The organism is Bacillus sp. N1(2025) (genome assembly GCF_053470005.1).
The window spans coordinates 359,865-385,867 of the sequence record NZ_JBLTJB010000001.1 but is presented as its reverse complement, the minus strand read 5'-3'; the positions used below and the strand labels follow the sequence as shown (position 1 = coordinate 385,867).

The window sequence follows — 26,003 nt, the reverse complement described above, 5'->3', positions numbered from 1 at the left end:
ATTAATCTTCTTCTTCCTCCGGCCGTCCGAATACTTGATTTGGACTCGGCTGATTCGGCGCGACATTGGGATTTGCTCCGCCGTAAGGCATAAAATGTCCTGCGTTTGCACCCATATTCGGATACGGCTGCACAGGCATATTTGCGTGATGGTGATGTGAACCGTGGTGGTGATGATGGTGATGATGTGAATCATGGCAGCCGCAATCATCATCCTTATATTTTCCATCATGATGAGGGGCGTGTGCGTAATGTGACGAATATCCGCCGTAATACGGCATTTGACCGTAAGGAGCACCGCCGAAACCAGATGCAGAACCATCATAATGCTCTGCATTTTCATGGGCCTGGTTTTCATATTCACCGTAACCCGCTTGCGGCCCAAATCCCGGATGATGGAATCCGTACGGTAACGGCATCGGCATGACCGGAAAGCCTCCGAAACCTCCTCCAAAACCGCCGAAACCTCCGCCTACCGGGAAGCACGGATGGCATAATCCAGAACCCGGCAGCATCGGTGTCACCGGAACCGGACAAGGACAAGGCATGCACGGCATCGGGTAATGCATAAAAGGCGGTTCAACGGCCGGCATATTCGGAAACGGGACATTCGGAATGTTTGGCATGTTCGGCAGATGATAAGCGGCGTTTTCTTCTTCCATCTTTCCGGCTTCAGGCGCCTTTGGCATATTCGGGTAATTCGCGTTTTCCATGTTGATCATTTCCTCCTGTTGTGGAATGTTATTGTCATGCTCTTTTTCTTTCGGCTCGACAAAATGTGTCACCGGTTCCTCCGGCTTAGGAGGCGACCACGGCTGAAACAGCTGATTGGACGGGTAATATTGGTTCATATCAGCTTCCGGCAGCACATTTTCATGCTTTTCAGGGATTGGCGGCACATAAGGAATCGACGGCTTTGGTTCTTCCGGTATGGTGTCTTCAATGTCCACAACTGATTTCGGTTTTTCTTTGGCATATGGATGCTCATGCTTATGCGCAGACGTTCCGAAGCCGGCCTTAGGTTCTTTTCTGACCGGAACGGCTTCTGAAGGCACCTTTATCTTCATTCCAGGCATAATTAAGTCTGGATTGCTAAGCTGATGATTCAGTTTTTTTAACTCTTCAAGATCAACTCCGTATTTTTCAGCTATTTTCCAGAGCGAATCGCCTTTTTGAACGATATGAATTTTCAACGTTTTCCCCTCCTATGCACAAAACGTGAACGGTACATTTGTCATTACAATACGTTTCTTCACACTATATGCCGATGGACTGGGCATGATGATAAAAAATTTGGGAAGGAGGGGAAATTTTTATAACTACGTATGACTCAGCATTCTGTTCAAAGCACGAAGCGCTTCTGTCCGAACCGCTTCCGGAACTTTAATGACACCCTTCAGCTCGCCTTTTTCAAGCTGCTCAAGCGACCACAATAAATGCGGCAGATCGATTCTGTTCATTGTCAGACACGGACACATATCGGGATTCAATGATTCAATCTGTTTATCCGGATGCGATTGAATGAGGCGCTGAACAAGATTCATTTCCGTTCCGATCGCCCACTTGCTTCCCGGTTCAGCCTGTTCAATCGTATCAATAATGTATTTGGTAGACCCGCTGTCGTCACTGAGCGAGACCACTTCCCTCGAACATTCCGGATGAACGATAATGCGGATGCCGGAATCCCGCTGCCGCAGCTGAGAAATATTTTCCGCTGTGAACTTTTCGTGTACGGAGCAATGCCCTTTCCAAAGGATGACTTTAATGTTTTCCGGATGGTCAGTAAGCAATCGGTTCTGCCCCGGGTCCCATACAGCCATTTCTGTCAGCGGAATGTCGAGATCATAGGCTGTATTTCTGCCTAAATGCTGATCCGGCAAAAATAAAATTCTCTCTTTTTGTTTAAAAGCCCATTTCAGCACACTCCGGGCATTCGAAGAGGTGACGGTCGCTCCTCCGTGCCGTCCGACGAATGCTTTAATTTCCGCCGTCGAGTTAACATATGTTAACGGAATGATGGTGTTACCGTACAGTTCTTGAAGCTCTTGCCATGCTTTGTCCGTCTGCTGAATATCTGCCATATCAGCCATCGAGCATCCGGCGCGCATATCGGGCAAAATGACGGTTTGGTTATCATCAGTCAGCATATCAGCGGTTTCCGCCATAAAATGCACGCCGCAAAACACAATATATTCCGCCTCTTTATTTTTTTCTGCCACTTGAGCAAGCTGCAGGGAGTCACCTGCCGTATCGGCGAATTGTATTACTTCGTCTTTTTGATAGTGATGCCCCGGAATGAACAGGCGCTTTCCGAAATCCCGTTTAATGGCAGCGACCCGCTTCTCCATTTCTCCGGTGCTCATGTCTTTATAATGGCTCGGCATCATTTCGGCTGATGCAGTTAACACGTCAAAAATAGACATCTTAAAAATCCCCCTGTTCCGCAGCCTCAACATCCATGCTGATGTCGGCGCTTTTTACTGAATGAGTCAGAAATCCGAGTGAAATATATTGGACGCCCGTTCCTTTATAAGCGGGCAATGTGTCGAGCGTTATGCCTCCAGATGCTTCCGTTTTGATATGGCCCGGTGTCATGCCTGCAAAACGCCGGACGGACTCAGGCGGACAGTTGTCAAACATAATAACGTCTGCGCCCGCTTCTATTGCCTCGAGCAGCTGCTGTTCGGATTCGATTTCGACTTCAACCGCAAGCATCTGCCCCGCCGTTTTTCTTGCCCGCTCCACGGCCGCCTTTATCGATCCGCAGGCGGCAATATGATTATCTTTTATCATGATGCCGTCATATAAGCCGAAGCGATGATTAAAGCCGCCTCCGACCCGAACGGCGTATTTTTCCAGCATTCTGAGCCCGGGTGTCGTTTTTCTCGTATCACAAATCTTAATGGACGGATCATCAAGACGCCTTTTGGCCTCATCCGTCATTGTCGCAACGCCTGACATTCTTTGTAAGAGATTCAGAATGACCCGCTCCCCCGTAAGAAGAGCCGCCGCCTGGCCTTCCATTTCAGCGAGCACGTCTCCTTTTTTCATCCGTTCTCCGTCTTTTTTCAGGGAGCGGACGCGGATATCATCGTGTAAAAGCTTCCATCCTTCACGGATAACGGCTTCTCCGGCAAACACGCCATCTGTTTTTGCGATGATTCGCGCTTTACATTGCTGATCAGCAAAAATCGCTTGTGACGTCGCATCACCCGTTCCGATATCTTCCTGAAAAAAATGAGTCAGCATTTGTTTCAGCTGCAGAATGTCCATAGTTCCCCAATCCTTTCGTTTTTTCTGATAACTGTTCCAGATGTTGAATGAATGATTTGTTTTCCGTGCCACTCTTTCTCCGTCCCGGGAAAATCAGCGCGAAAATGAGCGCCTCTGCTTTCTTCCCGAATAAGGGCTGAGGTCACAACAAGTTGCGCAGTCTTCCATAGGCAGGATAGCTCGGCTTGTTCTATTGTGATATCCTTCACATTTATATGACGCACAGATACGTTGTTAAGCCAGGATGCCAGCGCCTGCATGTTTTCTTTTTGCCTGACGATGCCCGCTCCGGTTGTCATTTTGGCTTGGAGCACATGAAGCGTTGTGTCCGGCACTTCTAAGATGACGTCAAATTTCTTCGGGGTTTTTTTATATCTTCCGTTTAACGGTGTTTGAATGATATGTTCAGCACATCGTTGCCCGCTTGCCAGCGCTTCCAGCAGTGAGTTGCTCGCAAGGCGGTTCGCCCCGTGCAAGCCTGTGCAGGCGGTTTCGCCTATAGCGTACAAATCAGGCACGGACGTTTTCCCCCATGTATCGGCTTTTACTCCGCCCATTAAAAAATGCATTCCGGGTGCTACGGGAATTCCGCTTTCGAGATCAACACCGGCTGTTTGACAAATTTCTGTTATGGTCGGAAAACGTTTCTTAAAATCGGCTATTCGGCTGCAATTTATAAAAACAGGATTTTCTTTCATCATTTCTTCATAAATCGCCCGTGAAACCACATCCCGGGGCGCCAAATCTTCTAGTGCGTGTCTGCCAGCCATGATCCTGCGCCCGAAGCGATCCGCTAAATATCCTCCTTCTCCTCTCACTGCTTCAGAAATCAGGCCGTACACAGTCCCGTTTTTCACAAGGAGGGTCGGGTGGAACTGGGTGAACTCCATATCCGTGATCTCAGCTCCCGCGCGAAAGGCAAGAGCGATGCCGTCTCCCGTTATGGCGGAATCATTTGTGTGATATTGGTACAGACTGCCGCAGCCGCCTGATGCAAGCACTACACAATCCGCTCTTCTGTAAGAAACGGCGCCTGAAGCATCCTTTACGGCAACGCCTGCGCATCGTCCGTGTTCAATCAGCAGATCAACAACCGACTCGTGTTCAATGATCCGTATGCCGTCCCTCAGCTGCCGAACCAGAAACTCAACCAACATCCGTCCGGTCGCATCTCCCCCGGCGTGCAGAATCCTCCTTTTGGAATGAGCCCCTTCCCTGCCGAGACAAAACGTTCCGTCCGACTTCGTATCAAAAGGGAAATGGCCTTCTATCAGCCTGTTTATCATGGTCTGTCCGCTTTTCAGCAAATGCCGCACGGCTGTCACGTCATTGTGTCCGCATCCCGCATACAGTGTATCGTTCACATGGGATTCTAAAGAGTCATCTTTTGCGTATGAAACAGCAATCCCGCCTTGAGCATAATGCGAATTGCTGTTCGTTACGTTTCTCTTTGTGATGACGGTCACTTGATATGACGGAGGAAATGAGGAAGCACAGGCAAGGGCCGCCGTCCCCGAACCAATGACGATAATTGTTTTTTCAGACATACATCACCCTCCTGTTATATTTACACCTGTCTTGACACCTATATTTACACAGCGATAAAATAAACTCAAGCTTTTTTTTAACATAAACGGATAGGAGACGGGCTGTATGATTTATCTTGATTACGCGGCGGGAGCGCCTTTAAGCAAAGAAGCCGCAAAAGTCTTTCAGCATCTCAGCACAGAGGTATACGGCAATGCAAGCAGCCTTCATGACGCCGGAGGAAGAGCGGCGGACGTGCTGGAATATTGCAGACATTCTGCAGGAAAATTGATCGGCGGAGCCGCAGACGGCATTTACTTTACAAGCGGCGGAACGGAAGCGAACATCCTGGCCGTCCAATCACTGCTGCACGGTCTGCCCGTTCACAAAAAACATTTTATTACGACCGCAATGGAACACCATTCGATCCATAATGCCGCGGCGTTTTTAGCTGATCGGGGAATTGATGTCACCATCATATATCCCGACGAGAACGGACTTATAACCGAGGACATACTGGCGGCTCATATCCGTCCTGACACGGGGCTCGTTTCCATACAGCACGCCAATTCAGAAACCGGCCTCATCCAGCCAGTGGATCGCCTGGCCGCTTTTCTTCACCATCGAAACATTTTGCTGCATTGCGATTGTGTTCAAAGTTTCGGCAAACTGCCGATTGATGCGGATCAGGCAGGAATCGACGCCCTTTCCGTCTCCGGTCATAAAGTATACGGCCCGAAAGGCACCGGGGCTGTTTACATTCGGCCCGGTGTCAGCTGGAACCCGGTTTATCCGTATACCGTGCATGAAAACGGGTTCAGGCCCGGTACGGTGAATGTGCCGGCCATCGGCGCTTTTACCGCTGCTGCGGAGTATGCAGTGAAACATATGGAGGAACACCGTAAGCATGCTGACAGGCTGAGGAATTATTTGTATGACCAAATTCGGCGTCAAGGCCTCCCCATTTCATTTTCAGAGGAAGAAACCGGCGGTGAATGCCTGCCCCACATTGTCGGGTGTTTTTTTCACTCCTTTGAAGGACAATATATTATGTTAGAATGTAATCGTAACGATATTTGCATCTCAACCGGGAGCGCATGTTCCGCCGGCAGCCACGGCCCTTCTTCAGCTATGAAGGCGCTGAGAAAAACCGAACGGGAAGCGCGGCAGTTTTTCCGAATCTCATTCGGAAACGAAACAACATGTGAACAGCTCGATATGCTGATACATACATTTACGGCGCTGTGGGAGCAAAAGAAAGGAGAATCAGCAATTTGACAGAAGGAACGAAGCTTACTGGGGAGAAAAGACGCGACATGCTGCTTCATTGGCTGAAAGAAGCCGGCTCGCCATTAACAGGAGGCGAATTAGCCAAAAAAGCAAATGTCTCAAGACAGGTGATCGTGCAGGACATATCACTCTTGAAAGCAAAAAACGAGCCGATCATCGCGACGAGCCAAGGCTACTTATACATCAGCATGAATGCCGGCGGTGAAAAAAACGCCGAACGGATTGTCGCCTGTCTGCACGGCCCGGAGCGGACGGAAGAAGAGCTTGAACTCATTGTCGATGAAGGCGTCACCATAAAGGACGTCATTATTGAACACCCCGTATACGGCGATTTAACCGCCGCCATAAGAGTCAGCACACGGAAAGAAGTCAAACAATTCATGGATCACATTAACTCGACAAATGCCGCTTACCTTTCACAGCTGACCGGAGGCGTGCACCTCCATACGTTAAGCGCCCCGACAAAAGAGCGGATTGACCAAGCCTGCCAAGCGCTGGACGACGCGGGTATTTTAATAAAAGATTAAAAAAAAGCCCCCTGAAGGGCTTTTTTTATATCGAATAGGATTGATATGTTCCCAGAAGCTTGACCCGGCAGCCGAGGGCTTCCATCTCTTGAACGGCACCGGGAATGAGAACCTGATCCATCGCCTGTTCAATATCAATAATAAAGAAATAGTTGCCGAGACCCGTTTTTGTCGGGCGCGATTCGATCTTTGATAAATTCAGGTTTCTCCATGAAAAAGCGGACAGCACCCTGTGCAGCGCACCTGATTGGTCATCTTGAGGAAGCGTTACCATCATCGTCGTTTTCGGCCGTGAAGACAGTTTCGCATTCACTTCGAATGAGACGTCTTTTTCAGGCGAAAGAATGACAAATCTCGTGTGGTTGTCCTGATAATCCTGAATATCCCGCTTCACGATGCTCAATCCGTATGTAGCGGCGGCCATTTCATTTGCAATCACGCCGATCGGAAGGTCCGAATGCTCACTGACATACTTGGCAGCCGCACCTGTTGACTTCGCATACTCATAAGGAACGGACGAAAAATGCCGGTGAAGAAATTTGTGGCATTGCGCAATCGCATGGGAATGAGAATAAATTTTCTCAAGCTTTTTCCACTCATTTTCTCTCGAAGGGTGAACGAGCAGATGCTGGTGAATCGGCAGCGTCATTTCCCCCACGATCGCAAGAGGCTGCTCATGAATCAAATAGTCAATCGTTAAGTTAACCGAGCCCTCCAGCGCGTTTTCCAAAGGAACAAATGCAAGATCAACTTCTCCCGCAACCGCCGCATCCATGCATGCCGGTATTGTTTGATAAGGTGCTTGTGTCACGCTGTTTTGAAAGCAGGAACTGACTGCTAGATGTGTAAATGTGGCTTCTGGCCCTAAATAACCGACTTTCATGTCTCTTCTCTCCTTACGCGCCTGACCCTAAGATCTCAACTTTTTCTATAAAATCAAATTTTCTCAGTTTATTCATTAACGTATGAATGTTTTCTTCCATTGCGGACGTACTGATTGAGAGCGTGACATTCGCCCTGCCCTGAAGCGGAATCGTCTGGTGAATGGAAAGCACGTTGCTTCCTGAGTCAGCCACCGCCTGCAAAAGCTGAGATAACGCGCCTGACCGATCCTCCAAATGAAAGAAAAGTGTGATTATTTGTTCTTTAACCATCGTGTAAAAAGGGAAAACCGCATCTCGGTATTTGTAAAAAGCGCTTCTGCTTAAATCAACTTTCTGCACGGCATCTGCAACCGATTCAGCCTTTTTTCTATCGAGCAGCTTTTTGACTTCAAGGGTTTTCCGCATCGCATCAGGCAGAACGTCTTCACGCACTAAATAAAATGTCTCTTCTTTCACCTGCACCCCTCCCTTTTACATCAGAGAGCCTGCATTGCAAGCTCTCCGTTTTTTTAATCAATAAATTCAAATTCAAATTCCAGAAGCCGGATGATATCGCCGTCTTTAGCACCGCGTTCTCTGAGCGCTTCATCAACGCCCATACCGCGCATCTGTCTTGCAAAACGCTTGACGGATTCGTCACGGGAGAAGTCAGTCATTTTAAAGAGGCGTTCCAGGCTGTCACCTGAAAGCACAAACGCACCGTCCGGATCACGGGTAATGTTAAATGGAATTTCTTCGTCTTCCATCGTGTACATTACGCGGTTTTCCGCCAGTTCTTCTTCATCATACAGCGGGAATTCAGGCGTTGTTTCCAGCTGGTTGGCGACTTCAAACAGAAGATCGCGGAGCCCTTCTCTCGTCACCGCGCTGATCGGGAAGACAGGGTGATCATCCTGAAGCTTTTCTTTAAACGCTTTAAGATTTTCAGCCGCCTCGGGCATGTCCATTTTATTCGCAACGATAATTTGCGGACGCTCCGTCAGCCGCAGATTATATTCACTGAGCTCCTGATTAATGGTCACATAATCCTCATACGGATCACGGCCTTCCATCGCTGACATGTCAATGACATGAACGATGACACGCGTCCGTTCGATATGGCGGAGAAATTGGTGGCCTAAGCCGACTCCTTCATGCGCTCCTTCAATCAAACCGGGCAGATCCGCCATGACGAAGCTTCTTCCGTCATCCGTTTCCACCATGCCCAGATTCGGAACAAGCGTTGTAAAATGATAATCGGCGATTTTCGGCTTTGCCGATGAAACGACAGACAGAAGCGTAGATTTTCCGACGCTCGGGAAGCCGACGAGACCTACGTCTGCAAGCACTTTCAGTTCAAGCACGATATAGCGCTCTTTTCCGGGCTCTCCGTGCTCTGACAGCTGCGGTGCCGGGTTGGCCGGTGTCGCAAAGCGGGTATTTCCGCGTCCGCCGCGTCCGCCTTTTGCGATGACGGCGCGCTGCCCGTGCTCAGTCAGATCGGCAATGACCTGTTTTGTATCGTCATCCGTTACGACTGTGCCGGGCGGAACTTTAACAACCATATCGTCCGCATTTCTGCCGTGCTGGTTTTTAGACATGCCGTGCTCGCCGCGTATCGCTTTGAAATGCCGCTGGTACCGGAAGTCCATGAGCGTGCGCAGTCCTTCATCAACCTCAAAAACGACGTCGCCTCCATTACCTCCGTCACCGCCGGCAGGCCCGCCTTTCGGCACATATTTTTCACGGCGGAACGCAACCATTCCGTTACCGCCGTCGCCGCCTTTTACATATACTTTCACCTGATCTACAAACATAATATCCTCCGTTCTAAACCGTAAAAAACCGCTAGTTCATTCCAATTTCGGCCACACATTCATGGCCGGTCAGCTCAAATTGCATGACATCAAAGTCCTCATACCGGGATTTGCGAAATTCATCAAACACATCTGCATTTGCAATCGTTCCATGAAAATCGAGATATACAATAAGCTGTCTGTCAGGGTGATCCGTCTGCAGCGATACGGTCAGATGATTTTCACTTTCATTGTTTACCGCCAGACCGAACAGATGAAACAGTTTTCTCATCAGGTTCGACAGCTTTTGATCATATGCCGATAAATCTTTAATTTCTCCGAGCACTTCGTATTCGAGCCTCATATAACGGGACTTCCAATTAAATGTAAGGAAGTCAAACGCCAAGTGCGGGGTTTTCAGGTTTGAGAGCTTTGATTCGTGCTTTGCATCTATGACCATTTCGTCAATAATTTCAACGACCCTGTCATACTTCTGCAAACTTAAGTTTCCTTTTATCAGCTGCAGCTTATTCATCCAATCATGACGGAAATGGCCCATTAATTGGATCAGCTCATTGATCAGAGCTGCATCGCTTACAGGTTCTTCTTGTTTCTTCGATACATCCTTCATTTTCGCACTCCCAATCGTTTAATTTCTTTTTAGGAGTCTTGATAAGTGTGTACTATGAATTATAACAGAGAAGGCTTTGTTAAAAAAACACTTGTTTTTCCTGGTTCATCATGTTCCTTTTTCGGATCGCATACTATGCGGATGCCAGGCAGAAACATTTTTGGTATCACTGCTTGGGGAACATATCCAGTGGGTATGGGAAGCTGATGTCCTCATTCAAGGCGGGGTTCACTCACGCATCCTCTGCTTTTCATTCTTGATGTTACTCCGCTTACTGCAAAAAAAACTCCAGTCAACGACCGGAGTTTTTTGTGTCATTATTGAGCTACAGGATATACGCTCACTTTTTTGCGGTCACGGCCGAAACGTTCGAATTTAACAGTTCCGTCGATTTTAGCAAAAAGAGTGTCATCTCCTCCGCGGCCCACGTTTTCACCTGGGTAGATTTTCGTTCCGCGTTGACGGTAAAGGATAGATCCGCCTGTTACGAATTGACCGTCTGCACGTTTAGCGCCTAAACGTTTAGATTCAGAGTCACGTCCGTTCTTTGTAGAACCTACACCTTTTTTAGAAGCGAAAAACTGAAGATCTAATCTAAGCATGTAACTCACCTCCTATATTTGGTTTGCAGTCAACCGTAAGTGTTCACTGTAATCCCGCTCGATCGTTTCAAGAGAAACAATCATGCCTTCAATCAGCAGCTGCGCTTTTTGCAAAGCTTCCTGATCAGCGGCTTCAGGGAATTCAAAGTAGAAATAACCCCCGTCCTCGCCTATATCAAGAATCGGTTCGAGAGGAGCCAGCGCGATAACCGCATTGACCGCTCCGAAAACGACAGCCGTGACCCCGGCGCATACGAGATCTCGTCCATGTTCAGCAAAATCGGCATGTCCCGTCATTTCAAAGGACAAAATGCCCCCGTCATTCCGGGATCTTCGAATTGTTGCCTCAATCATGCTTACGCGTTGATTTTTTCGATTGTCAATTTAGTATAAGGCTGACGATGACCTTGTTTTTTATGAACATTTTTCTTTGGCTTGTAACGGAAAACAGTGATTTTTTTCGCACGGCCTTGTTTTTCAACTTTAGCTGTAACTGTCGCGCCTGCAACTGTTGGGTTGCCGACTTTCACGCTGTCTCCGCCAACAAACAATACGTCTTCAAACGTCACTGTTTCACCTGCTTCAGCAGCAAGTTTTTCGATGTAAACAGTTTGACCTTCTTCAACTTTGATTTGTTTTCCGCCTGTTTTAATGATTGCGTACATTCTCTGCACCTCCTATTAGACTAAGACTCGCCAGCAACAGGGGGCTTTAAAGCTCTTATCACCTGTCCCGAGCGGTTGTAGCATTGGTGCTACATCCATAACATTAAAAAATATATCAGAACCAAAAGGATATGTCAATCTATTTCTAGTAAGGCAGCAGCAGGTCTTCCATAGAGGAATCTGTCCGTTTATCGGCAAAATACGCATGAAGCACTTCATTTTCATCGAGCTGGCTGAGCTTTTCGCCGGCTTTTTCAACGATAATGGGGTGCTTGCATCCCCGTTTGAATTCGGCCATGACATGCTTTACTTTGGCATCGGCCGCGACCGTCAAAGGATGCAGCATGGCAACATCGCGGTTTTTGCCGTAGTATCTCTCCAAAAGAAACCTCAGCTGAATATAGTGCCGCTTCCGGTATTCATCCCATAAAGAAGCGGCGAGAAAGACGAACAGCACCCATGCACTGACCTGAAGGGGGACGGCCAGCACAATCCAGCAGCAGAGCAAAAGCGCGGAAACGGCCGATGTCTGCAGGCTGAGGAGATGCGCTTTTTGAAAAGCCATTTGTTTGGAGAAGTATAAAAACACAAACTTTCCGCCGTCAAGCGGCCAGATCGGCAAAAGATTGATGAAAAGAATAGAGAGATTATAAAAGGTAAACATCTCAAATGTCTGCTCACTTGCAAAACCTGACATGAAAAAGAGCCAGGCTGCCGCCTGAAGCCACACATGCTGAAGCGGGCCTGCCAGGATGACCGCGAATTCCTCTTTAAGCGGCCGGTTTCCGTGCTCCTCCACCTCAACCGTCCCGCCGAAAGGGAGCAGAAAGATTCGTTTTATGCGCCACGAAAAAAACACAGCCAGAGCAGCATGCCCCAGCTCATGAACGGATACGACCAGCAAAAGACACAGCAGCGCTTTGATGTGCCCCGTCATAAGACCAAGCCCCATGATAATCCAAAGAAAAGGATGGACATGAACTTTGAAAAGGAGGCTGAGCCATTTATTCATCAAAAGTGATCACCTGGATCGGATCTATGAATTTATCGCCATCCTGGATCGCGAAATAGTACTGGCCTTTACTTTTATCGTTAAGCTTGATCGAACCGATCTTTTTCCCTTTATCGACAAAGTCGTACAATGAAACGTTAACATCTTTTAGCCGGCCGTAAATGCTGCTTGTATTGTCGGCGTGCTGCACCTTCACCGTCAGCCCTGTTTTTTTATCTTTGCTCACTTCCATAATGTAGCCTTCTTTTACGCTGTCAATGGCTTCGCTGGCGGTTTCGACGACGACGCCCTCTCCGTTATTTTGAAAGTCCTGCTGGATTTTCCCCGCGGCAGGAACGGCCATATCCTGACTGACCGCCACCTGACCGTCCTTCTTTTTCGTTCCCGGCGTAAGAAAAGCGAGCGGGTTTCCGAAGGAAGATACGAACCAATTGCTTACGGCAGCAAACTGAAATTCCTTTTGAAAGGTTTGTGCGATCGCCGGTTTGATCTGACTCAACGGCTGTTTGTCAGTTTTATAGGCAATAGCGGAGATCAGTACGAGACAGGCGGCCAGCAGGCATTTTAAAATAATAGAATGAGCGCTGATCAATGGATGCCGTCCGTTAAATTCGGGCGGGTGTTCCGTTTGATATTCGTAGTCCGGTAGAAGCTTGTGCTTTTCCTGCTCCTTGACCGTCTGCCACGCGGGAAAATCCTGAGTTCGGGCGTTTTGAACGAAAGTCCGTTTTGATTCAGGCCGCTGTTTTCTTCTTTTGGCCAGTCTTTTTCTAATTTCATCAGCTCTGTGACTCATCGCCATCATCCTTTGCAATCGTTGGGTTTGTACATCCTATGTCTTGTCCATTGCAAATATGCGCTCTTGAAAAACAAAAAAGACCTGATAAGCTGGGCTTCATCAGATCTTTGTATTCTGGTATATATTATGAACGCACGCCGAAAAATGACTTGATTTTCGCCATCATCCCTTTTTGCTGCTCTTCAAGCACCTGCAAAGGAACGGATTCTCCTAAAATGCGCCGGGCGATATTGCGGTACGCAATGCTGGCGCGGTTTTTGGAATTCATGGCAATCGGTTCGCCGATATTTGAAGCCCTGATCACTTCATCATCGTCAGCAACGATTCCGAGGAGATCAATAGACAGATGATGAACAACTTCATCCACATCCATCGTGTCACCGTTTTTCACCAGGTGATTTCTGATGCGGTTCACGATAAGGCGCGGCGGTTCAATATCTTCCTGCTCCAAAAGTCCGATAATGCGGTCAGCGTCCCGCACCGCTGATATTTCCGGCGTCGTCACAACAATCGCCTTATCAGCTCCGGAGACGGCATTTTTATAGCCTTGTTCAATTCCGGCCGGACAATCAATAATGACATAATCAAATTCCTGCTTAAGCTCCTGCACAAGCGATTTGATCTGCTCAGGGACAACAGCCGTCTTGTCGCTTGTCTGGGCAGCCGGCATTAAATGAAGCAGATCATCAAAACGTTTGTCTTTGACAAGCGCTTGATGCGTCTTGCATCTGCCTTCAATTACATCTACTAAGTCGTAAATAATTCTGTTTTCAAGACCCATTACGACATCAAGGTTGCGCAGTCCGATATCTGTGTCTACCAAACAGACGCGCTTCCCTAAAATGGCTAAGGCGGTACCGAGGTTTGCAGATGTTGTTGTTTTACCTACTCCGCCTTTTCCCGAAGTTATTACGATAGCCTCACCCAATTTCACATTCCTCCCTCAAGCCTTGTTAGATCAGGTCTTAAATGAGCCAATTGCTGAAGGCGTTCAATGACCATATTTCCGTCAGTATCTAAATAAGCACATTCCATGTCGTTCCCTTTTTGAATGTGGTCTGGGGAGCGATTTAACACGTGATTGATCCTCAATTGTGTCGGCATCATTTCGGATGCGGCGATCACAGCCCGGTTATTTCCGTTATAACCCGCGTGGGCAATCCCTTTTAATGAACCGAGAACAAATATATTTCCTCCGGCTCTGATCGTACCGCCGGGATTCACATCTCCGATTAAAAGCAAATCTCCCGTCACGTGAAGCACCTGGCCCGAACGGACGATTTTGGAAACAGAAACAATTTCCTGCTCCTCTTTCATCCGCTGCGCTTCTTCTTTGGCGATGACTTCACTGTCAATTGAATGCACGACTAAATCTTTCTTTGACGCGATCAGATCAGTCAGCTGCTCTGCCTGTTCCTGATACAGATACCGATGCCCGAGTTTAATATGAACACTGATTTTTTGGCCTTTGCCATCAGTATATTGTTCAATCGACAGCATGTTTTGAAGACCATCGAGAAGCTCATCAAAAGAACATGCATCATCCAGATGCAATGTTAAGCCGTTTTTTGTTCCTTTTATTGTTACATATTGCTGCTTTTTGGTCTTCATCAATGTTCACCTCAACAACATACTCTTTTCGTCAAAAAAAGATAAAATCCTTTTTACTCATCTCTTAATTCTTTCTTCAGACTTATATAAAACAGCCTGAAGGGCAGGACTAATATAACGGCCCCCGCAATATTCAGCAAAGCAGTCGGCAAGAACCGCTGAATGACAAAATCGTTAAACGTCATTGTGCCGCTGCGGATTAACGTCTGAATGCCGTAGACGTAAAATTCAAGCACACATACGCTCAGCACCGCGACCAGAATGACCATCAGGGCGTTTGTCTGCAGCACTTTAAACGCTTTGGCCGCCAGATAGCATAAACCGGCAAAACCAAACATATAAACGCCTAAAACACCCGTATAATTGATGTCATAAAGAAATCCGAAAATGAAACCGTAGATCACCGCATGCTTTTGGTTGATATAAGCGGACATAAAAATCAGCGCAAGCAAAAGAAAATGCGGAACGACCTGCTGCTCGACGGAAACGAAAGGAAAACGCACCAGATCGGTATAGATGCTTTCCGCACAAAAGACCAAAATCATAATCAAAGGGAGAAGGAAACGTTTCACGATCCTTCCTCCCCTGTTGCTACGCTTCGGTTCACGACGATGACATGGTCAAGATCGTACAGGTCGGCAGCCGGTTTCACGTAAGCGATTTTCGTCAGGCCGTAAGCATCTGATTCTACATCGGTCACTTCCCCGACCGTCAGCCCTTGAGGAAATACGCCGCCCGTTCCGGATGTCTCCACGAGGTCGCCTTTTTTCACTTCACGTTTTTCATCCGGCTCTAGGATGGTCATTTTCAGTGTCTGTTTCTTTTTATCATACCCTTCAATTAAACCGTAGCCTTTGCTTCCCTTTTTGCCGGAGATTTTGGTGGCCACTCTGTTATTGCGGTCAACATCGCTCAGCAGCTGAACGGCGGATGTGAAACTGTTGAGTCCGCTGCTTTTGATCTTCCCGACCAGCGCACCCTTTTCGTTCGTGACAGCCATGTCTTTGGCCACTTTCTGCTTCGTTCCCTTATTGATCATGATCTGCTTGTACCATTGATCAGGGTTTCTGGCGATAACGGTCGCTAAAATCGGATCATAGTCGGAAATTGATTTGACATGCCCGAGTTCATCACGCAGCTTCTTGTTTTCATCTTTGAGTTCTTGGAGCTTCGCTTCATATTGTGTCTGTCCGTCCAGCTTTTGTCTTAAGCGTTCGTTTTCCTTGTACGTGTTTTTCAGGTCTTTTATGTCCCCGAAGAACCCTGCAAAATATTCGGCAGGCGTGTGAAAAATATTTTGAAATACTCCCGTCGTATCACCGATCAGCTTTTCAGGCCAGGTGGTATTACGGCCGTTCTTCAGCGAGAATCCAATCATAGCCACCAATATGATAATACACAGAAGTAATAGCATTAACCGTTTGTTCGGCATCGTGATACACCTCTTCTATTTAACTCCTGATTATCTTGTTTTTCCTTTGAAAAGATGGATGTGCTCCAGTGCTTTTCCAGTGCCGATCGCAACACAATCCAGCGGATCTTCAGCGATAAGAACAGGCATTTTTGTTTCGTCGCTGATGACTTTGTCGAGATTGCGGAGCAGGGCGCCTCCCCCTGTTAATACAATACCTCTGTCCATAATGTCAGCGGCCAGCTCAGGCGGTGTTTTTTCAAGCGTGCTCTTCACCGCGTCAACGATTGAGAGAACTGTATCACGCAGTGCATTTGCAATTTCCGTTCCCGTGATTTCGATCGTTTTCGGCAGACCTGTCAGAAGATCGCGGCCGCGGATTTCCATTGACGCATTTTCTTCACCGGTTTCTGCTGAACCGATTTCCATTTTAATAGCTTCCGCCGTACGGTCACCGATCATCAGATTATATGTTTTTCTGATATAGCTGATGATTGAGTCGTCCATTTCGTCACCGGCTACGCGGATTGACTGAGACGTGACAATGCCGCCTAAAGAAATGATCGCCACTTCAGTTGTTCCGCCGCCGATATCAACGACCATGCTGCCCGTCGGCTCCCATACCGGAAGATTCGCGCCGATTGCTGCCGCAAACGGTTCTTCAATCGGATAAGCGTCACGTGCGCCCGCTTGTCTTGTCGCGTCGATGACCGCCCGTTCTTCAACGGCCGTAATACCTGACGGCACACATACCATAACGTAAGGCTTTCTCGCAAACAATCCTTTATTTTTCACAGCCTGATTAATGTAGTATTTCATCATTGTCGCAGTTGTTTCATAGTCAGCGATAACGCCGTCTTTCATCGGACGGAGCGCAACCACGTTGCCCGGAGTTCTTCCGATCATGTTTTTCGCATCGTTACCGACCGCAACGATGGACTTCGTATCCGTTTGCAGAGCAACGACAGACGGCTCTCTCACTACGATTCCTTTACCTTTAACAAACACAAGCGTATTCGCGGTTCCCAAATCTATACCAAGGTCTCTTGTACCAATTCCGAACATATGTATGTATCTTCCTTTCTTAAAGCAAAAATACCCTAAAGGGAAAAACTCATAAAATCTATTATATCTTAAATCAACGAAAAAAAAAGTGTTACAAATATCCTTTTTCCTTTAAACTCACAAATTTTTTGTCACCAATGACCAAATGATCCAGCAGCTCGATGCCGATTAAATTTCCGCACTCAAAAAGCCGCCTGGTTACCTCTATATCTTCCCTGCTCGGTGTAGGATCTCCTGAAGGATGATTGTGAACGCAAATGAAGGACGCGGCGGATCGTTTGAAAGCTTCTTTAAACACCTCCCGCGGGTGGACAATAGATGAATTCAGACTTCCGATAAAAACGGTGCGTTTATGAATGACTTGATTTTTGGTATTTAAATATAAACATGAAAACTTGACACAAATACGAAAATTCTATAAGCCCACGTATGTTAGACGGAGCCAAGAAAAAATGGTTTCAAAAAAATTTCTAGCTTTTAAAAAAATATATATTTAAGCTATAAATAAAAGAGGGGGATTCCATGAATCTAAATAAAATAAGATCGGCGCTGTACAAGTCCGCGAGAATTTTGGGGGATGTCAACGCAGCCAAAAATGGGACACTTGGAAAAAGGATGGCCCGCAGAGCTGCAGGAAAGGCAACCAATAAATTACTGAGAAATATTTTCAAATAAGAACAAAAAAAATGCCCTGCTCTTAGTGAGCAGGGCTTAGTCATTATGAGGGCGGTATTTCTTATTTGCTGCCAGTTCTCCTTTAAGTGCCTCAGCGTCCTGGCGCAAAAATAAGCTGGTGTTTCCTATCTTCTTAACCGGCTCAATACGCCCATCTTTAATCAATTTACTCATGCGCTGCTTGTTCACGTCCAAAATTTCAGCAACTTCGGTGGTGCTGAGGACTTCAGCTTTTACGAAGTCCTCAACCTCCTGGCGACCCCTTAGATGAAATTCCATGTTATTTTCTCCTTATATCTTTGAGAATTGCATAAACGGTCAATGCTACTACAATAGCCATTATGGCCGTTGTAAATGAGTTTGTCCAAAATGTGCGCATGCTTATCGCTGCCACACTTAAAAGAATTAGTGTAAAAATGAACTTTTGGTTTTTCTTCATTTTTTATGCTAGACTGATTATAATGATATTGAGAAGCGAGCGACCAACTCGCTTCCCTGACTTTGTTAGTCCTTCTTATTTTTCTTCTCGTTATCGTTTGATTGTTGGGCAATCCATCCGATAGACACGACGTAGAAGATAATTTGAAGGACTTTTATCATGTTGTCTAGCATTTCCTCACCTCCTTATATACTTATTATAGCATATGTGTAGACTTACGTCTATAGTTTATATAAAAAAATTTCCCTCCCTTGGTAAAAAGAGAGGGTTTTTTTATTATTTCAGAAGCGCTTCGATCTTCGCCTTTGTCTTCGGCCCATAAATACCATCAGCAGTCAGGCCATACATTGACTGGAATCGTTTGACCGCATTTGCTGTTTTTGGCCCGTAATAGCCGTCAATTCCGTTGTTCTTTGCTCCTTTGTCCGGATAGTAATAAAGAGCCGCCAGGGCCGTCTGAATCTGTTTCACAGCCGTTCCCTTAGTTAATGGGCTTGTCACTTTAAAAATGCCTGACGGCAGCGTGTAAGATGATTTCTTTTTACCGGATGAAGAGCTGACCGATCCAGTCAGCTTTAATACCTGGCCGACTTTGATAAAATTCGGGTCCTTGATACCGTTCAACTTTTGCAGGGCGGCCATGCTTACGCCGTTTTTCTGTGCAATGACAGAAAGAGCATCGCCTTTCTTGACGGTGTACGTCGCCCCGCCTGTCTTTGTTTCTGTCTTCGCTGGTGAAGATGGCGCGCCGCTTATACCCGCCTTAAAGGAGTCCCATCGATCAAGCAGCTTGTGCGGACAATACTTGCCGGACCAGTGCTGGTGAGGGACCACGTTTGCAAGGGAAATGCCCTGCTCCTTCATGAGCTTTTTGATCAGCCACTGAGCATTCGCCACGGCTTTCTCAAAATCCCCGTCGCTATTCTCACAAATTTCAATACCGATAGATTTCCGGTTACCAGTGCCGTTTCCGTCGCCAGCGTGCCAGCCGTTCTCATTTAATGGCAGATGCTGATAAATCTCTTTGTCATCTACTGTAAAGTGCCAGCTGGTGGGTGTTTCTGGATTTTTCTCATAACGGGCGTGCATGGCTGCGTTTGCCCTTCTTGCCGTGTTCGCCGTGTTGTGAACGGTGATATATGCCGGGTCCATTGCGTATCCCGGTCTGTTATTGTGTCCTACTGGAATAAAGTCCTTTGTGATTTTCACCATTTTTCATCTTCTCCTATTCTGTTTTGAAATATAAAAAGGCCGCCGACGGCAGCCCTTACTTGGTCAAATCGTGCTGTTTTAAAACGGTTCTTTGCTTATGGCCTTTTTCAGTCACATAGTTGTTTTTGAACCATGCTACAAGCGTAGTGCTGATAGTAAAGATTACAGAGCCGGCAGTGTACAGCGCATCAGCAAGCTGATTCACCTGACCCTCTGTAATATCCAAAGGTGATTTGCCAAACATCAGCATAGTTTGGTTGATAAGCGCAATTAAAAGAAGCACCGTCCGGACGACCGTGCCTTTGTCAAATTTTTTCATATTGTGTATTCCTCCTATTGTACTTTGCTTTCAATTTTGTCGAGCTTTTCAATTACAACATCATACTTTTCACTGAACTTCCCTAAGACTTCATTTTGGGAGTCAATTTGATCATAAAGCTTTGATTCCCTTTCCTTACTTGTTTTCATTACATAGAAAAGGAGCCAGCAAAACAAAACAGCAAAGGGCCCCTGAGTAATTAAATACTGTGAAATATCCATCTCCATAAATTCCTCACCTACCTCTGGGCAAAATAAAAACACCTCTGGGGTGTTAGTTTGCGGCGCCGCCTAAATCCACACTGACAGGTTGTTTTGTCATCGGATAGGTCAAGCCAGTTATTTGTTTATATTGATCTTCTGTAATTCTTCCCCACTCAACAAAACGGGCCACGTCTGCATTACTGTAATACTGCGGCCCCCACCCGTAGATGGTTTTAACGCTTGTAAACCAATCCATCATACCCCTTTCCCTCCCTCCGCCAGCATTAGATAAAGATTGGCAATCATTTGCGCTTGTGACTCGGCCAGGCTCTGCGCTTCCGCAAGCTGCGTTGTGATGGCCGCGTTCTGAGCTTTCAATTCATCAACGGTAAAAGGCATCCGCCCGCTTTCAATTTGCTTTTCCAGGGCTTCTTTCTCTTCCTGGGTGGCGGCTTCCGTCCATGTCTTCTCAGCTGGATGATACATCGCCTTTATGAAAGACGGAGGCTGGACGGATGTACAATTTTTAGGGATTGTATAGTTGCCTTCTTCGTCAGGCTCAATCGGAATAGGTTTGGTCAAGATAAAATTTTCATCGTATTCATACACCTGAATCATGCTGTTCCTCCTTTCTGAAAGCCCACGACCACATCCAGATAATAGCCTCCGCCCATCTTACTTGAGTCAGCCGGGTCCGGGTATTTTATTTTTAAATCCCCATTATCATAAATGATTAAATTGGCCGTGCCGCCTGTCCCACTCAACGGAACTGTATAAACGCCTCCGCCAGCTGGTGCGTATTCCGCGGGGATGGAGCCGAATATGATTTCTGGTTCAGTTCTAACATGCCCTCTTAATAAGATAAGGGGCCCCCATTTTGCGTATATAGGCGTTCGGGTCCCTGCGGCGGCTCCATTCTTCAGCATGATGTTGGCATATGTGGCATCCCCATTCCATGTCTTCCGTTCAGCTGCAGAGATGTGCCGTTCTTGGTTGTAGTTATGAGCTTTGAACTGCCGGGTCATATCATCCCAATACGCCTGATCTTCGGCCGTAACGTGAATGTCCGTGTTGTTGGCGTGCAGGTTTACTTTATCTTGAGCACCCGAAGGGGTTTCCTTAGCGTCCCAAGCCTTCCGATCTGCTGCAGAAACATGCTTTTCTTGATCGTTTGCATGCTCATCTGTATAATCCATAGCGTTTTTCTCTGCAACATCCGCCTTTTGCTGTGCTCCATCTTTCGTTTCAATGGATTCCAGATCGGCGAATTTCTTCTGTAATTCCTCGACGGTCTGGCTGATTTCTTCGACGATGTGGTTTATCCCGTCTCTCAGCGTTTCAAAATCGTCAATGTAATAGTCAGCTGTCGGAATGATGTTCTGATCTTCTAACGTTTTGGCGATAGAGAAAGTGAAAAATGAAGTCGCCAGCGCCTGACCGTTTGTGTAATAAAGTTTGATTTCAGCCTTAACGGTCCCGTAATGCTTAAGCTCTTCATCTGAAAGCACATATTCCGCCTGCCCGTTCATCTTATCAGTGATGGTAAGGCTCTTCTTGTAAAATGACCCATCAGCATACAATAGAACAATTTTCGCGTCTACGGCAGACAGAGGCAACGGCGTACCGTCTTTTGTAAAAGAAAAAGACAGCTTCGCGCTGCCCGTATCCTGCGTCATGAATTGAATGCTCGTGGTTCGCCCGTTTGTCCGGTTCGCATTAATATCAAATGCGACGCCCCCCGTTTTGTACATTCCTTTTCCTCCTTAGTGCTGCGGCGTAACGATCATTTGAGCTACACCGTATCCTTTTTCCGCATTATACGGGGACTTGATTCTCATAACAGTTCCATAGCCTCCGCTTTCTGCTTTAGTCGCGATCCCGCCAATTGCTGACACGCTATCCCCTACGGCCACTGTGTCGTCAATCCTGACAAAGACTTGGCCGATCAAGCCGATGACATGCCATTCGTCACGAGAGTCACGCGGCACATATTCGAGAGAAGGGTCGTAGTCTGGATTAAGTTTAGGGATGCGGATTTCTTCTCCGCCGCGGAAAACTGTCTCGTAGACCAACCCGCCGAATTCATTTCTTTCGTACTGCTCGTTCCAATAGAACGCAGCACCGCCGAGCACCACGCCCGCAGTTTCCGAAACAACTCCGAGAATCTTGTCCTCTTTTTCCGCTTTTCGAATCTTTTCGCCTTCTAGTGCAACGAGATAACTAGAATCAATTTTCTTGCCGTCAGCAGACTCAAAATACTCAGCGAAGTCTTTAAAATCTGAGACGCTCTCCACTCGCCCTGTGCCGCGAATATGGCCGCCTGACGAATCAAGTTCCCATCTCGTATTTTTTGTTGAGGCGCTTCCTGTCCCATAACCGCCCCGGACACTGTATCCGTTATCGTTGATAACACCCTGAGATGCAAGAATAGCCCTTGAGTTGCCGTCGCCTTTTGTGTGGCAGTTATTGACGGCTATTAGCGCTTGACGTGACCCCTCGGTTGTTGATCCGCCCCGGACACCCAGCAGGACATTGGCGGGACCTTTAGCGACGTTGTCGCCTGTGCCTCCCAAAATGGCGCTTGCTTCATGCAGAGCTGATCCGGAAGTAGTGCCGCCCATAAATCCGCCTTTTACTCTTGTGGGGATAGTGCTGTATTCTCTGCCGGCCAATCTTGCGGACACTTTATACCCGGCCGTCTCTACACCTACAATGGTTGTCTGATTGTTCGGGGATTCAATCCCGGCGGAGCCGTTTTTCCCGATCAGGGTTCCATTTATGAGATTCGTATGATACACACCGCCGCCCAGACCAATGCCTACAGGAGCAGAGTCGAGAATGTCAAAGTTTGAGATTTTTACATAATCGGATTTTTGCGGGCCTCCGATCACTCGGATGTCATGCGAAGCCTTTCTGAACCCTCTCATCTTAATTCCATTAACTGTGATGTACCTGCTGCGATACTGAAACGCAACCATCGGGCCGTTTTTATAATCATAGTCAGGGTCTCCGATCGCGGTAAAATTGACAATCTGAACGTTTTTATAAGCAGACACAACCAAAGCCCGCGGGCTTATCCCTTCATATAGATCATTGAAGACTGGCTCTATTGCGGTACAGTCTGTCAGCGTTACGTCGTATGCTGTGGTGCTCTCCGGGTCTTCGGCTTTATGGTGGCCGATATGCCGCAGATCATAGGCCCGCACGTCCCGATATGAAACGTGGCCGAGAATATGAACATTCTGAGAAGCCGGCCACTCAGTATGCGCCTTAACTTCAACGCCTCGGATATTCCCTTCTGTGTAGTTGTTGAGCAACCACACATGTTTAGAACCGTCGTCAATCTCAATACCGTTTGAATTAGCCTTTCCCGCGGCATGTGCGAGGCCTGTCGGGTTTGTGCAATGGCAGTTTGAGATGAAAATATATTCACTGTAATGGGTTGTTATCCCGTCATCCCCATACCCTGAGTTAACGCAGCCATCAATCCAAACATATTTGCAGCCGTCTTTTGTATACTTGGTATCCGGCAGATGGTCATAGGTTGGTGCTGTTATATCAATGCCGTGAAGTGCCGGGTTCATGTTTTCTATATTTTTAATCCAAACGAACTTTGAATTTGCAAAGGCAACACATGTGGAATGCTGTCCGCCTGTCGCCCTTAAACCTCCCTGCCGCTCTCGATTCCAGTCTGTTGAAAATCCTTCAACGTGAATGTTTCGATTCCCTTTCTCATAGTCAGCATTCGTGATGACCCATTCTGAGGCCGGTGTCTCATCATTCAAAATCAAGAATGTAACGCCGATTCCCTGGCCGACCAGACGAACCCAGGAAGGGATTCTCAAGCCTTTCACGACGTAAATGCCAGCTGACATAACGACCTGCACCTTACCTGTCCCGAATGCCTTCTTAAATGCCTCCGTGCTGTCTGTTTTTCCGGTTGGGTCAGCCCCGAAGTCATCAACGTTTACAACGCGTTTAATTTTCCTGTCAAGCTTGCTGAATTCCCTATCGAGCCTGTCTTTCAATGTTGCGGCAATTTCCCCATCCGTCGTTACACGGGAATCCACGACTTCTTTTACATCTTGGCCGTCGTGATTTAGCACAAGGTTAGTAAAGCGCGCAAACAGATTTTTCAAACGGTTTTCGACGGTGTACCCATCATGTGTAACTTGTGAAGAATCATGAACAGCAACCCCTGTCCGATGGCGCTTCATGTCGTCATCCACTTTATTTAGTACATTTTCAATATTTTGCATATCTCTCCGCAGTTGGGCCGAATATGTTGAGTTGCGCGTCGTGTTGTAATCTTTAATGAGTTGAACCATGTCACTCACTCCCTCCATAATAAAAAGACGCCTCAAATGAGCGTCTTGTATAATGCATCCATATATCTTTTTTGATCTCTTATTTGCTTCGCTTGGCTAACTGCAATGTCTTGAATATCTTTTCTGAAATTCGCAAACGTGAGCGCAGGACTTCCGTACGGGTTAAGAGAATCATATTTGATAGACAGTACCCGAACGTCATCCTCATAGGTGATACCCTCGGCGGTGTCCGCTATCACGTGGATGGTGTCACCTTTCCAGAAGTCCTGCTGAATGTCCAAAAGCTTCGGCTCATAAATGTATTGGAAATTCGCCTCAACGGTCATTTCAGGATACGGGTTCACATGCTTTTTTAAAGCCGAAACCATGCGGCTGGACTTTTTATACCGCTCGTCCTTTATGGGTTCGGCCCAGCGCGGCTTTCCATCTATCAAGAACTTTTCTTCATCGGGATGAATGTATAAGATGGGCTCAAACTCATATTTCGGGTTTTTGTCATCGGCACTGCTTCCCTTTTTTAACGCCCCATATCCCCATGCCCGCGTGGTGCTGTTTTGAGAATTAGTCTTAATCTTAATGCCCGGCATATTATAGCGTGAGTCCAGGGTAAAGTTGATACGGGACCCCATTTTTTTATAGACATGAATTTTGTAATTATCTACGTCAAGCTCTGGCCCGTAATCCTCTATGATTTCATCCACCAACTCGGTGGAATTTTTATCCCCAAAGCCCTCCTGTTCCGCGCTTGGGAACTCACTTTCAGGCGTTTCAAAGATGTATTGAAAATCAGTCCCTTTAAGAGCGATATCAAAAGCCTCTTTAATCGTTAATTTCTTGGTGACTGAATCATCCACCCGGTTATTGACCAGCAGAACAGAAAAGATATGACTTGCACTTACTGTCTTTGTTAACACCCCGTTTTGTTGATCGAGTTCCACGTCTGTAATGTAATATTTTTGGTGGCGGAACTTTTTTTCATCAAGGTAAAGTATGTTATCAGTAGTCAATAAATCGAATTCTATGCCGTTATCCGGCGTCCTACCTATCGTAAAGGTAAAAGACTTCTTCCCTGTCCTGTCGTCTGTCAGATCGACTGACACGCCCGTTATTTCTACTACCTGCTCCCCGTCTTTTGAAGACACATGCAATTGCGGGAAATAGACATCAGCTGGCAGCTTTTTGTTGAGCGTGACGTCCTTCCCTGCATACTCTTTACTCGGGAAGGAAGGGCTGGGCTCCGGGGCAGGATTGTCCGGGTTATCCGGCTCATCTGGTAAGCCGTCTATATTATCGTATTGAGTAAGCTTATACGTTAAAATGATGCTGTTTAGCTTTGTTGCGTAATTGGGGTCCGTCGCATAACCCGCTTTCTGAACAGCCGCAGTTGCCTTTTTATAGTCAGTCTCTCCAATGACGGCTTTATATAGGTTGGGGTCCCAGCTGGTCCCGTTTATATAAATCTTGGCTAAATCCTGCAGCGACTCATACCAGGAAGGATATTTCCTGAATTTCGCCTTAACACGGGTGGGAGAACCGCCGTTATCATACTCCGTTGTCCACATCAGGACATACTTTCCGTTATACGTGCCCTTAATCCCGAAAAGGTTCTTTCCCTCTTGAGCCAGTCCACTACTCCCCCAGGCACTTTCCAGACATCCTTGCGCGATGATTAGAGAGGCAAGAATATTGTATTTCTTATAAACCCTCTGTGCATCTGCTGCAATCTCATTTATAAAATCTGCGTTTGCCATCTTTC

29 protein-coding genes, 1 pseudogene and 1 other annotated feature are annotated in these 26,003 nt (G+C 46.9%); of the genes and pseudogenes, 2 read left to right on the top strand and 28 right to left on the bottom strand.

Translation table 11 applies throughout. From position 1 onward, the window contains the following. Position 1: 1 nt before the first annotated feature. From safA to nadB, 4 genes are all read right to left on the bottom strand, one after another. Positions 2 to 1,192, bottom strand: a complete 1,191-nt coding sequence (gene safA, locus ACNFN4_RS02170; protein ID WP_014418537.1) for a SafA/ExsA family spore coat assembly protein — start codon at positions 1,190 to 1,192, stop codon at positions 2 to 4. 126 nt (positions 1,193 to 1,318) lie between these two features. Next, positions 1,319 to 2,422, bottom strand: coding sequence for a quinolinate synthase NadA (nadA, locus tag ACNFN4_RS02165; protein WP_448199975.1), 1,104 nt, complete (start codon positions 2,420 to 2,422; stop codon positions 1,319 to 1,321). A 1-nt stretch (position 2,423) separates the two neighbouring features. Then, positions 2,424 to 3,272 carry a carboxylating nicotinate-nucleotide diphosphorylase gene (gene nadC / locus ACNFN4_RS02160; protein ID WP_017418241.1) on the bottom strand — a complete coding sequence of 283 codons (849 nt, stop codon included), beginning with the start codon at positions 3,270 to 3,272 and terminating at the stop codon, positions 2,424 to 2,426. Next, positions 3,254 to 4,819, bottom strand: a complete 1,566-nt coding sequence (gene nadB / locus ACNFN4_RS02155; RefSeq protein ID WP_022552882.1) for an L-aspartate oxidase — start codon at positions 4,817 to 4,819, stop codon at positions 3,254 to 3,256. The genes nadC and nadB overlap by 19 nt, the downstream gene beginning before the upstream one ends. Positions 4,820 to 4,925: 106 nt before the next feature. Here nadB and ACNFN4_RS02150 point away from each other — a divergent pair, with 106 nt between their 5' ends. Continuing rightward, entirely contained in the window at positions 4,926 to 6,077 is a 1,152-nt protein-coding gene (locus tag ACNFN4_RS02150) for an IscS subfamily cysteine desulfurase (RefSeq protein ID WP_022552881.1), read from the top strand. Next, positions 6,074 to 6,616, top strand: a complete 543-nt coding sequence (locus ACNFN4_RS02145) for a transcription repressor NadR (RefSeq protein WP_014418541.1) — start codon at positions 6,074 to 6,076, stop codon at positions 6,614 to 6,616. The genes ACNFN4_RS02150 and ACNFN4_RS02145 overlap by 4 nt, the downstream gene beginning before the upstream one ends. Before the next feature lie 25 nt (positions 6,617 to 6,641). Here the strand turns inward: ACNFN4_RS02145 and pheA are convergent, their stop codons facing one another. From pheA to ACNFN4_RS02025, 24 genes and pseudogenes are all read right to left on the bottom strand, one after another. After that, positions 6,642 to 7,499 carry a prephenate dehydratase gene (pheA, locus tag ACNFN4_RS02140; protein ID WP_003152668.1) on the bottom strand — a complete coding sequence of 286 codons (858 nt, stop codon included), beginning with the start codon at positions 7,497 to 7,499 and terminating at the stop codon, positions 6,642 to 6,644. Positions 7,500 to 7,512: 13 nt separating this feature from the next. Continuing rightward, the gene (thrR, locus tag ACNFN4_RS02135) at positions 7,513 to 7,956 is read right to left on the bottom strand and encodes a transcriptional regulator ThrR (RefSeq protein WP_007408173.1); all 444 of its coding nucleotides are present in this window, start codon (positions 7,954 to 7,956) and stop codon (positions 7,513 to 7,515) included. Positions 7,957 to 8,009: 53 nt separating this feature from the next. After that, a complete protein-coding gene (gene obgE / locus ACNFN4_RS02130) occupies positions 8,010 to 9,296 on the bottom strand; it encodes a GTPase ObgE (protein ID WP_007408172.1) in 1,287 nt (428 codons plus the stop codon). Positions 9,297 to 9,327: 31 nt separating this feature from the next. Continuing rightward, positions 9,328 to 9,906 carry a sporulation initiation phosphotransferase B gene (locus tag ACNFN4_RS02125; protein WP_014418543.1) on the bottom strand — a complete coding sequence of 193 codons (579 nt, stop codon included), beginning with the start codon at positions 9,904 to 9,906 and terminating at the stop codon, positions 9,328 to 9,330. 317 nt (positions 9,907 to 10,223) lie between these two features. Then, entirely contained in the window at positions 10,224 to 10,508 is a 285-nt protein-coding gene (rpmA, locus tag ACNFN4_RS02120; protein WP_003152662.1) for a 50S ribosomal protein L27, read from the bottom strand. Positions 10,509 to 10,520: 12 nt separating this feature from the next. After that, positions 10,521 to 10,862, bottom strand: a complete 342-nt coding sequence (locus tag ACNFN4_RS02115) for a ribosomal-processing cysteine protease Prp (RefSeq protein WP_012118103.1) — start codon at positions 10,860 to 10,862, stop codon at positions 10,521 to 10,523. Between the two features lie 2 nt (positions 10,863 to 10,864). Next, entirely contained in the window at positions 10,865 to 11,173 is a 309-nt protein-coding gene (gene rplU / locus ACNFN4_RS02110) for a 50S ribosomal protein L21 (RefSeq protein WP_003152660.1), read from the bottom strand. A gap of 13 nt (positions 11,174 to 11,186) precedes the next feature. Further along, positions 11,187 to 11,260: a sequence feature (ribosomal protein L21 leader region), on the bottom strand. Positions 11,261 to 11,318: 58 nt separating this feature from the next. Beyond that, positions 11,319 to 12,185 carry a M50 family metallopeptidase gene (locus tag ACNFN4_RS02105; RefSeq protein WP_017418245.1) on the bottom strand — a complete coding sequence of 289 codons (867 nt, stop codon included), beginning with the start codon at positions 12,183 to 12,185 and terminating at the stop codon, positions 11,319 to 11,321. After that, a complete protein-coding gene (locus tag ACNFN4_RS02100; protein WP_017418246.1) occupies positions 12,178 to 12,981 on the bottom strand; it encodes a M23 family metallopeptidase in 804 nt (267 codons plus the stop codon). The genes ACNFN4_RS02105 and ACNFN4_RS02100 overlap by 8 nt, the downstream gene beginning before the upstream one ends. A 127-nt stretch (positions 12,982 to 13,108) precedes the next feature. Then, positions 13,109 to 13,912 (bottom strand): septum site-determining protein MinD, encoded by an 804-nt coding sequence (gene minD / locus ACNFN4_RS02095; RefSeq protein ID WP_003152655.1) that lies wholly within the window; start codon positions 13,910 to 13,912, stop codon positions 13,109 to 13,111. Positions 13,913 to 13,914: 2 nt separating this feature from the next. Continuing rightward, complete coding sequence (gene minC / locus ACNFN4_RS02090; RefSeq protein ID WP_003152653.1) at positions 13,915 to 14,595, bottom strand: septum site-determining protein MinC; 681 nt, start codon at positions 14,593 to 14,595, stop codon at positions 13,915 to 13,917. Positions 14,596 to 14,648: 53 nt separating this feature from the next. Continuing rightward, positions 14,649 to 15,167, bottom strand: a complete 519-nt coding sequence (gene mreD, locus ACNFN4_RS02085) for a rod shape-determining protein MreD (RefSeq protein WP_003152650.1) — start codon at positions 15,165 to 15,167, stop codon at positions 14,649 to 14,651. Further along, positions 15,164 to 16,027: a rod shape-determining protein MreC gene (mreC, locus tag ACNFN4_RS02080; RefSeq protein WP_007408166.1), complete on the bottom strand. Its 864-nt coding sequence runs from the start codon at positions 16,025 to 16,027 to the stop codon at positions 15,164 to 15,166. The genes mreD and mreC overlap by 4 nt, the downstream gene beginning before the upstream one ends. Before the next feature lie 30 nt (positions 16,028 to 16,057). Continuing rightward, positions 16,058 to 17,071 (bottom strand): cell shape-determining protein MreB, encoded by a 1,014-nt coding sequence (gene mreB, locus ACNFN4_RS02075; RefSeq protein WP_003152647.1) that lies wholly within the window; start codon positions 17,069 to 17,071, stop codon positions 16,058 to 16,060. A 91-nt stretch (positions 17,072 to 17,162) separates the two neighbouring features. Then, positions 17,163 to 17,465: pseudogene (radC, locus tag ACNFN4_RS02070) on the bottom strand (RadC family protein); the annotation flags it as partial. A gap of 317 nt (positions 17,466 to 17,782) precedes the next feature. Further along, a complete protein-coding gene (locus tag ACNFN4_RS02065; protein WP_119001867.1) occupies positions 17,783 to 18,025 on the bottom strand; it encodes a helix-turn-helix domain-containing protein in 243 nt (80 codons plus the stop codon). Between the two features lie 436 nt (positions 18,026 to 18,461). Continuing rightward, positions 18,462 to 19,397 carry an N-acetylmuramoyl-L-alanine amidase gene (locus ACNFN4_RS02060; RefSeq protein ID WP_448199974.1) on the bottom strand — a complete coding sequence of 312 codons (936 nt, stop codon included), beginning with the start codon at positions 19,395 to 19,397 and terminating at the stop codon, positions 18,462 to 18,464. Between the two features lie 55 nt (positions 19,398 to 19,452). After that, positions 19,453 to 19,716: a phage holin gene (locus ACNFN4_RS02055; RefSeq protein ID WP_102422300.1), complete on the bottom strand. Its 264-nt coding sequence runs from the start codon at positions 19,714 to 19,716 to the stop codon at positions 19,453 to 19,455. A gap of 14 nt (positions 19,717 to 19,730) precedes the next feature. Continuing rightward, complete coding sequence (locus ACNFN4_RS02050) at positions 19,731 to 19,943, bottom strand: BhlA/UviB family holin-like peptide (RefSeq protein ID WP_046559637.1); 213 nt, start codon at positions 19,941 to 19,943, stop codon at positions 19,731 to 19,733. Positions 19,944 to 19,989: 46 nt separating this feature from the next. Beyond that, positions 19,990 to 20,178 (bottom strand): XkdX family protein, encoded by a 189-nt coding sequence (locus tag ACNFN4_RS02045; RefSeq protein WP_043867136.1) that lies wholly within the window; start codon positions 20,176 to 20,178, stop codon positions 19,990 to 19,992. Beyond that, entirely contained in the window at positions 20,175 to 20,537 is a 363-nt protein-coding gene (locus ACNFN4_RS02040) for a hypothetical protein (protein WP_421726836.1), read from the bottom strand. Before ACNFN4_RS02040 ends, ACNFN4_RS02045 begins: the two co-directional genes overlap by 4 nt. Beyond that, the gene (locus ACNFN4_RS02035; protein WP_448199973.1) at positions 20,534 to 21,670 is read right to left on the bottom strand and encodes a phage baseplate upper protein; all 1,137 of its coding nucleotides are present in this window, start codon (positions 21,668 to 21,670) and stop codon (positions 20,534 to 20,536) included. The genes ACNFN4_RS02040 and ACNFN4_RS02035 overlap by 4 nt, the downstream gene beginning before the upstream one ends. Positions 21,671 to 21,682: 12 nt before the next feature. Next, the gene (locus tag ACNFN4_RS02030; protein WP_448199972.1) at positions 21,683 to 24,247 is read right to left on the bottom strand and encodes a peptidase G2 autoproteolytic cleavage domain-containing protein; all 2,565 of its coding nucleotides are present in this window, start codon (positions 24,245 to 24,247) and stop codon (positions 21,683 to 21,685) included. A gap of 32 nt (positions 24,248 to 24,279) precedes the next feature. Continuing rightward, entirely contained in the window at positions 24,280 to 25,998 is a 1,719-nt protein-coding gene (locus tag ACNFN4_RS02025; protein ID WP_448199971.1) for a phage tail spike protein, read from the bottom strand. Positions 25,999 to 26,003: the final 5 nt, after the last annotated feature.

Bases quoted from the DNA above. Each gene is read 5' to 3' on its own strand.
- nadA (WP_448199975.1), bottom strand. From the start codon at position 2,422: ATGTCTATTTTTGACGTGTTAACTGCATCAGCCGAAATGATGCCGAGC.
- nadC (WP_017418241.1), bottom strand. From the start codon at position 3,272: ATGGACATTCTGCAGCTGAAACAAATGCTGACTCATTTTTTTCAGGAA.
- nadB (WP_022552882.1), bottom strand. From the start codon at position 4,819: ATGTCTGAAAAAACAATTATCGTCATTGGTTCGGGGACGGCGGCCCTT.
- ACNFN4_RS02150 (WP_022552881.1), top strand. From the start codon at position 4,926: ATGATTTATCTTGATTACGCGGCGGGAGCGCCTTTAAGCAAAGAAGCC.
- pheA (WP_003152668.1), bottom strand. From the start codon at position 7,499: ATGAAAGTCGGTTATTTAGGGCCAGAAGCCACATTTACACATCTAGCA.
- obgE (WP_007408172.1), bottom strand. From the start codon at position 9,296: ATGTTTGTAGATCAGGTGAAAGTATATGTAAAAGGCGGCGACGGCGGT.
- ACNFN4_RS02125 (WP_014418543.1), bottom strand. From the start codon at position 9,906: ATGAAGGATGTATCGAAGAAACAAGAAGAACCTGTAAGCGATGCAGCT.
- rpmA (WP_003152662.1), bottom strand. From the start codon at position 10,508: ATGCTTAGATTAGATCTTCAGTTTTTCGCTTCTAAAAAAGGTGTAGGT.
- ACNFN4_RS02115 (WP_012118103.1), bottom strand. From the start codon at position 10,862: ATGATTGAGGCAACAATTCGAAGATCCCGGAATGACGGGGGCATTTTG.
- rplU (WP_003152660.1), bottom strand. From the start codon at position 11,173: ATGTACGCAATCATTAAAACAGGCGGAAAACAAATCAAAGTTGAAGAA.
- ACNFN4_RS02105 (WP_017418245.1), bottom strand. From the start codon at position 12,185: ATGAATAAATGGCTCAGCCTCCTTTTCAAAGTTCATGTCCATCCTTTT.
- ACNFN4_RS02100 (WP_017418246.1), bottom strand. From the start codon at position 12,981: ATGAGTCACAGAGCTGATGAAATTAGAAAAAGACTGGCCAAAAGAAGA.
- minC (WP_003152653.1), bottom strand. From the start codon at position 14,595: ATGAAGACCAAAAAGCAGCAATATGTAACAATAAAAGGAACAAAAAAC.
- mreC (WP_007408166.1), bottom strand. From the start codon at position 16,027: ATGCCGAACAAACGGTTAATGCTATTACTTCTGTGTATTATCATATTG.
- mreB (WP_003152647.1), bottom strand. From the start codon at position 17,071: ATGTTCGGAATTGGTACAAGAGACCTTGGTATAGATTTGGGAACCGCG.
- ACNFN4_RS02065 (WP_119001867.1), bottom strand. From the start codon at position 18,025: ATGGAATTTCATCTAAGGGGTCGCCAGGAGGTTGAGGACTTCGTAAAA.
- ACNFN4_RS02060 (WP_448199974.1), bottom strand. From the start codon at position 19,397: ATGGTGAAAATCACAAAGGACTTTATTCCAGTAGGACACAATAACAGA.
- ACNFN4_RS02055 (WP_102422300.1), bottom strand. From the start codon at position 19,716: ATGAAAAAATTTGACAAAGGCACGGTCGTCCGGACGGTGCTTCTTTTA.
- ACNFN4_RS02050 (WP_046559637.1), bottom strand. From the start codon at position 19,943: ATGGAGATGGATATTTCACAGTATTTAATTACTCAGGGGCCCTTTGCT.
- ACNFN4_RS02045 (WP_043867136.1), bottom strand. From the start codon at position 20,178: ATGATGGATTGGTTTACAAGCGTTAAAACCATCTACGGGTGGGGGCCG.
- ACNFN4_RS02040 (WP_421726836.1), bottom strand. From the start codon at position 20,537: ATGATTCAGGTGTATGAATACGATGAAAATTTTATCTTGACCAAACCT.
- ACNFN4_RS02035 (WP_448199973.1), bottom strand. From the start codon at position 21,670: ATGTACAAAACGGGGGGCGTCGCATTTGATATTAATGCGAACCGGACA.
- ACNFN4_RS02030 (WP_448199972.1), bottom strand. From the start codon at position 24,247: ATGGTTCAACTCATTAAAGATTACAACACGACGCGCAACTCAACATAT.
- ACNFN4_RS02025 (WP_448199971.1), bottom strand. From the start codon at position 25,998: ATGGCAAACGCAGATTTTATAAATGAGATTGCAGCAGATGCACAGAGG.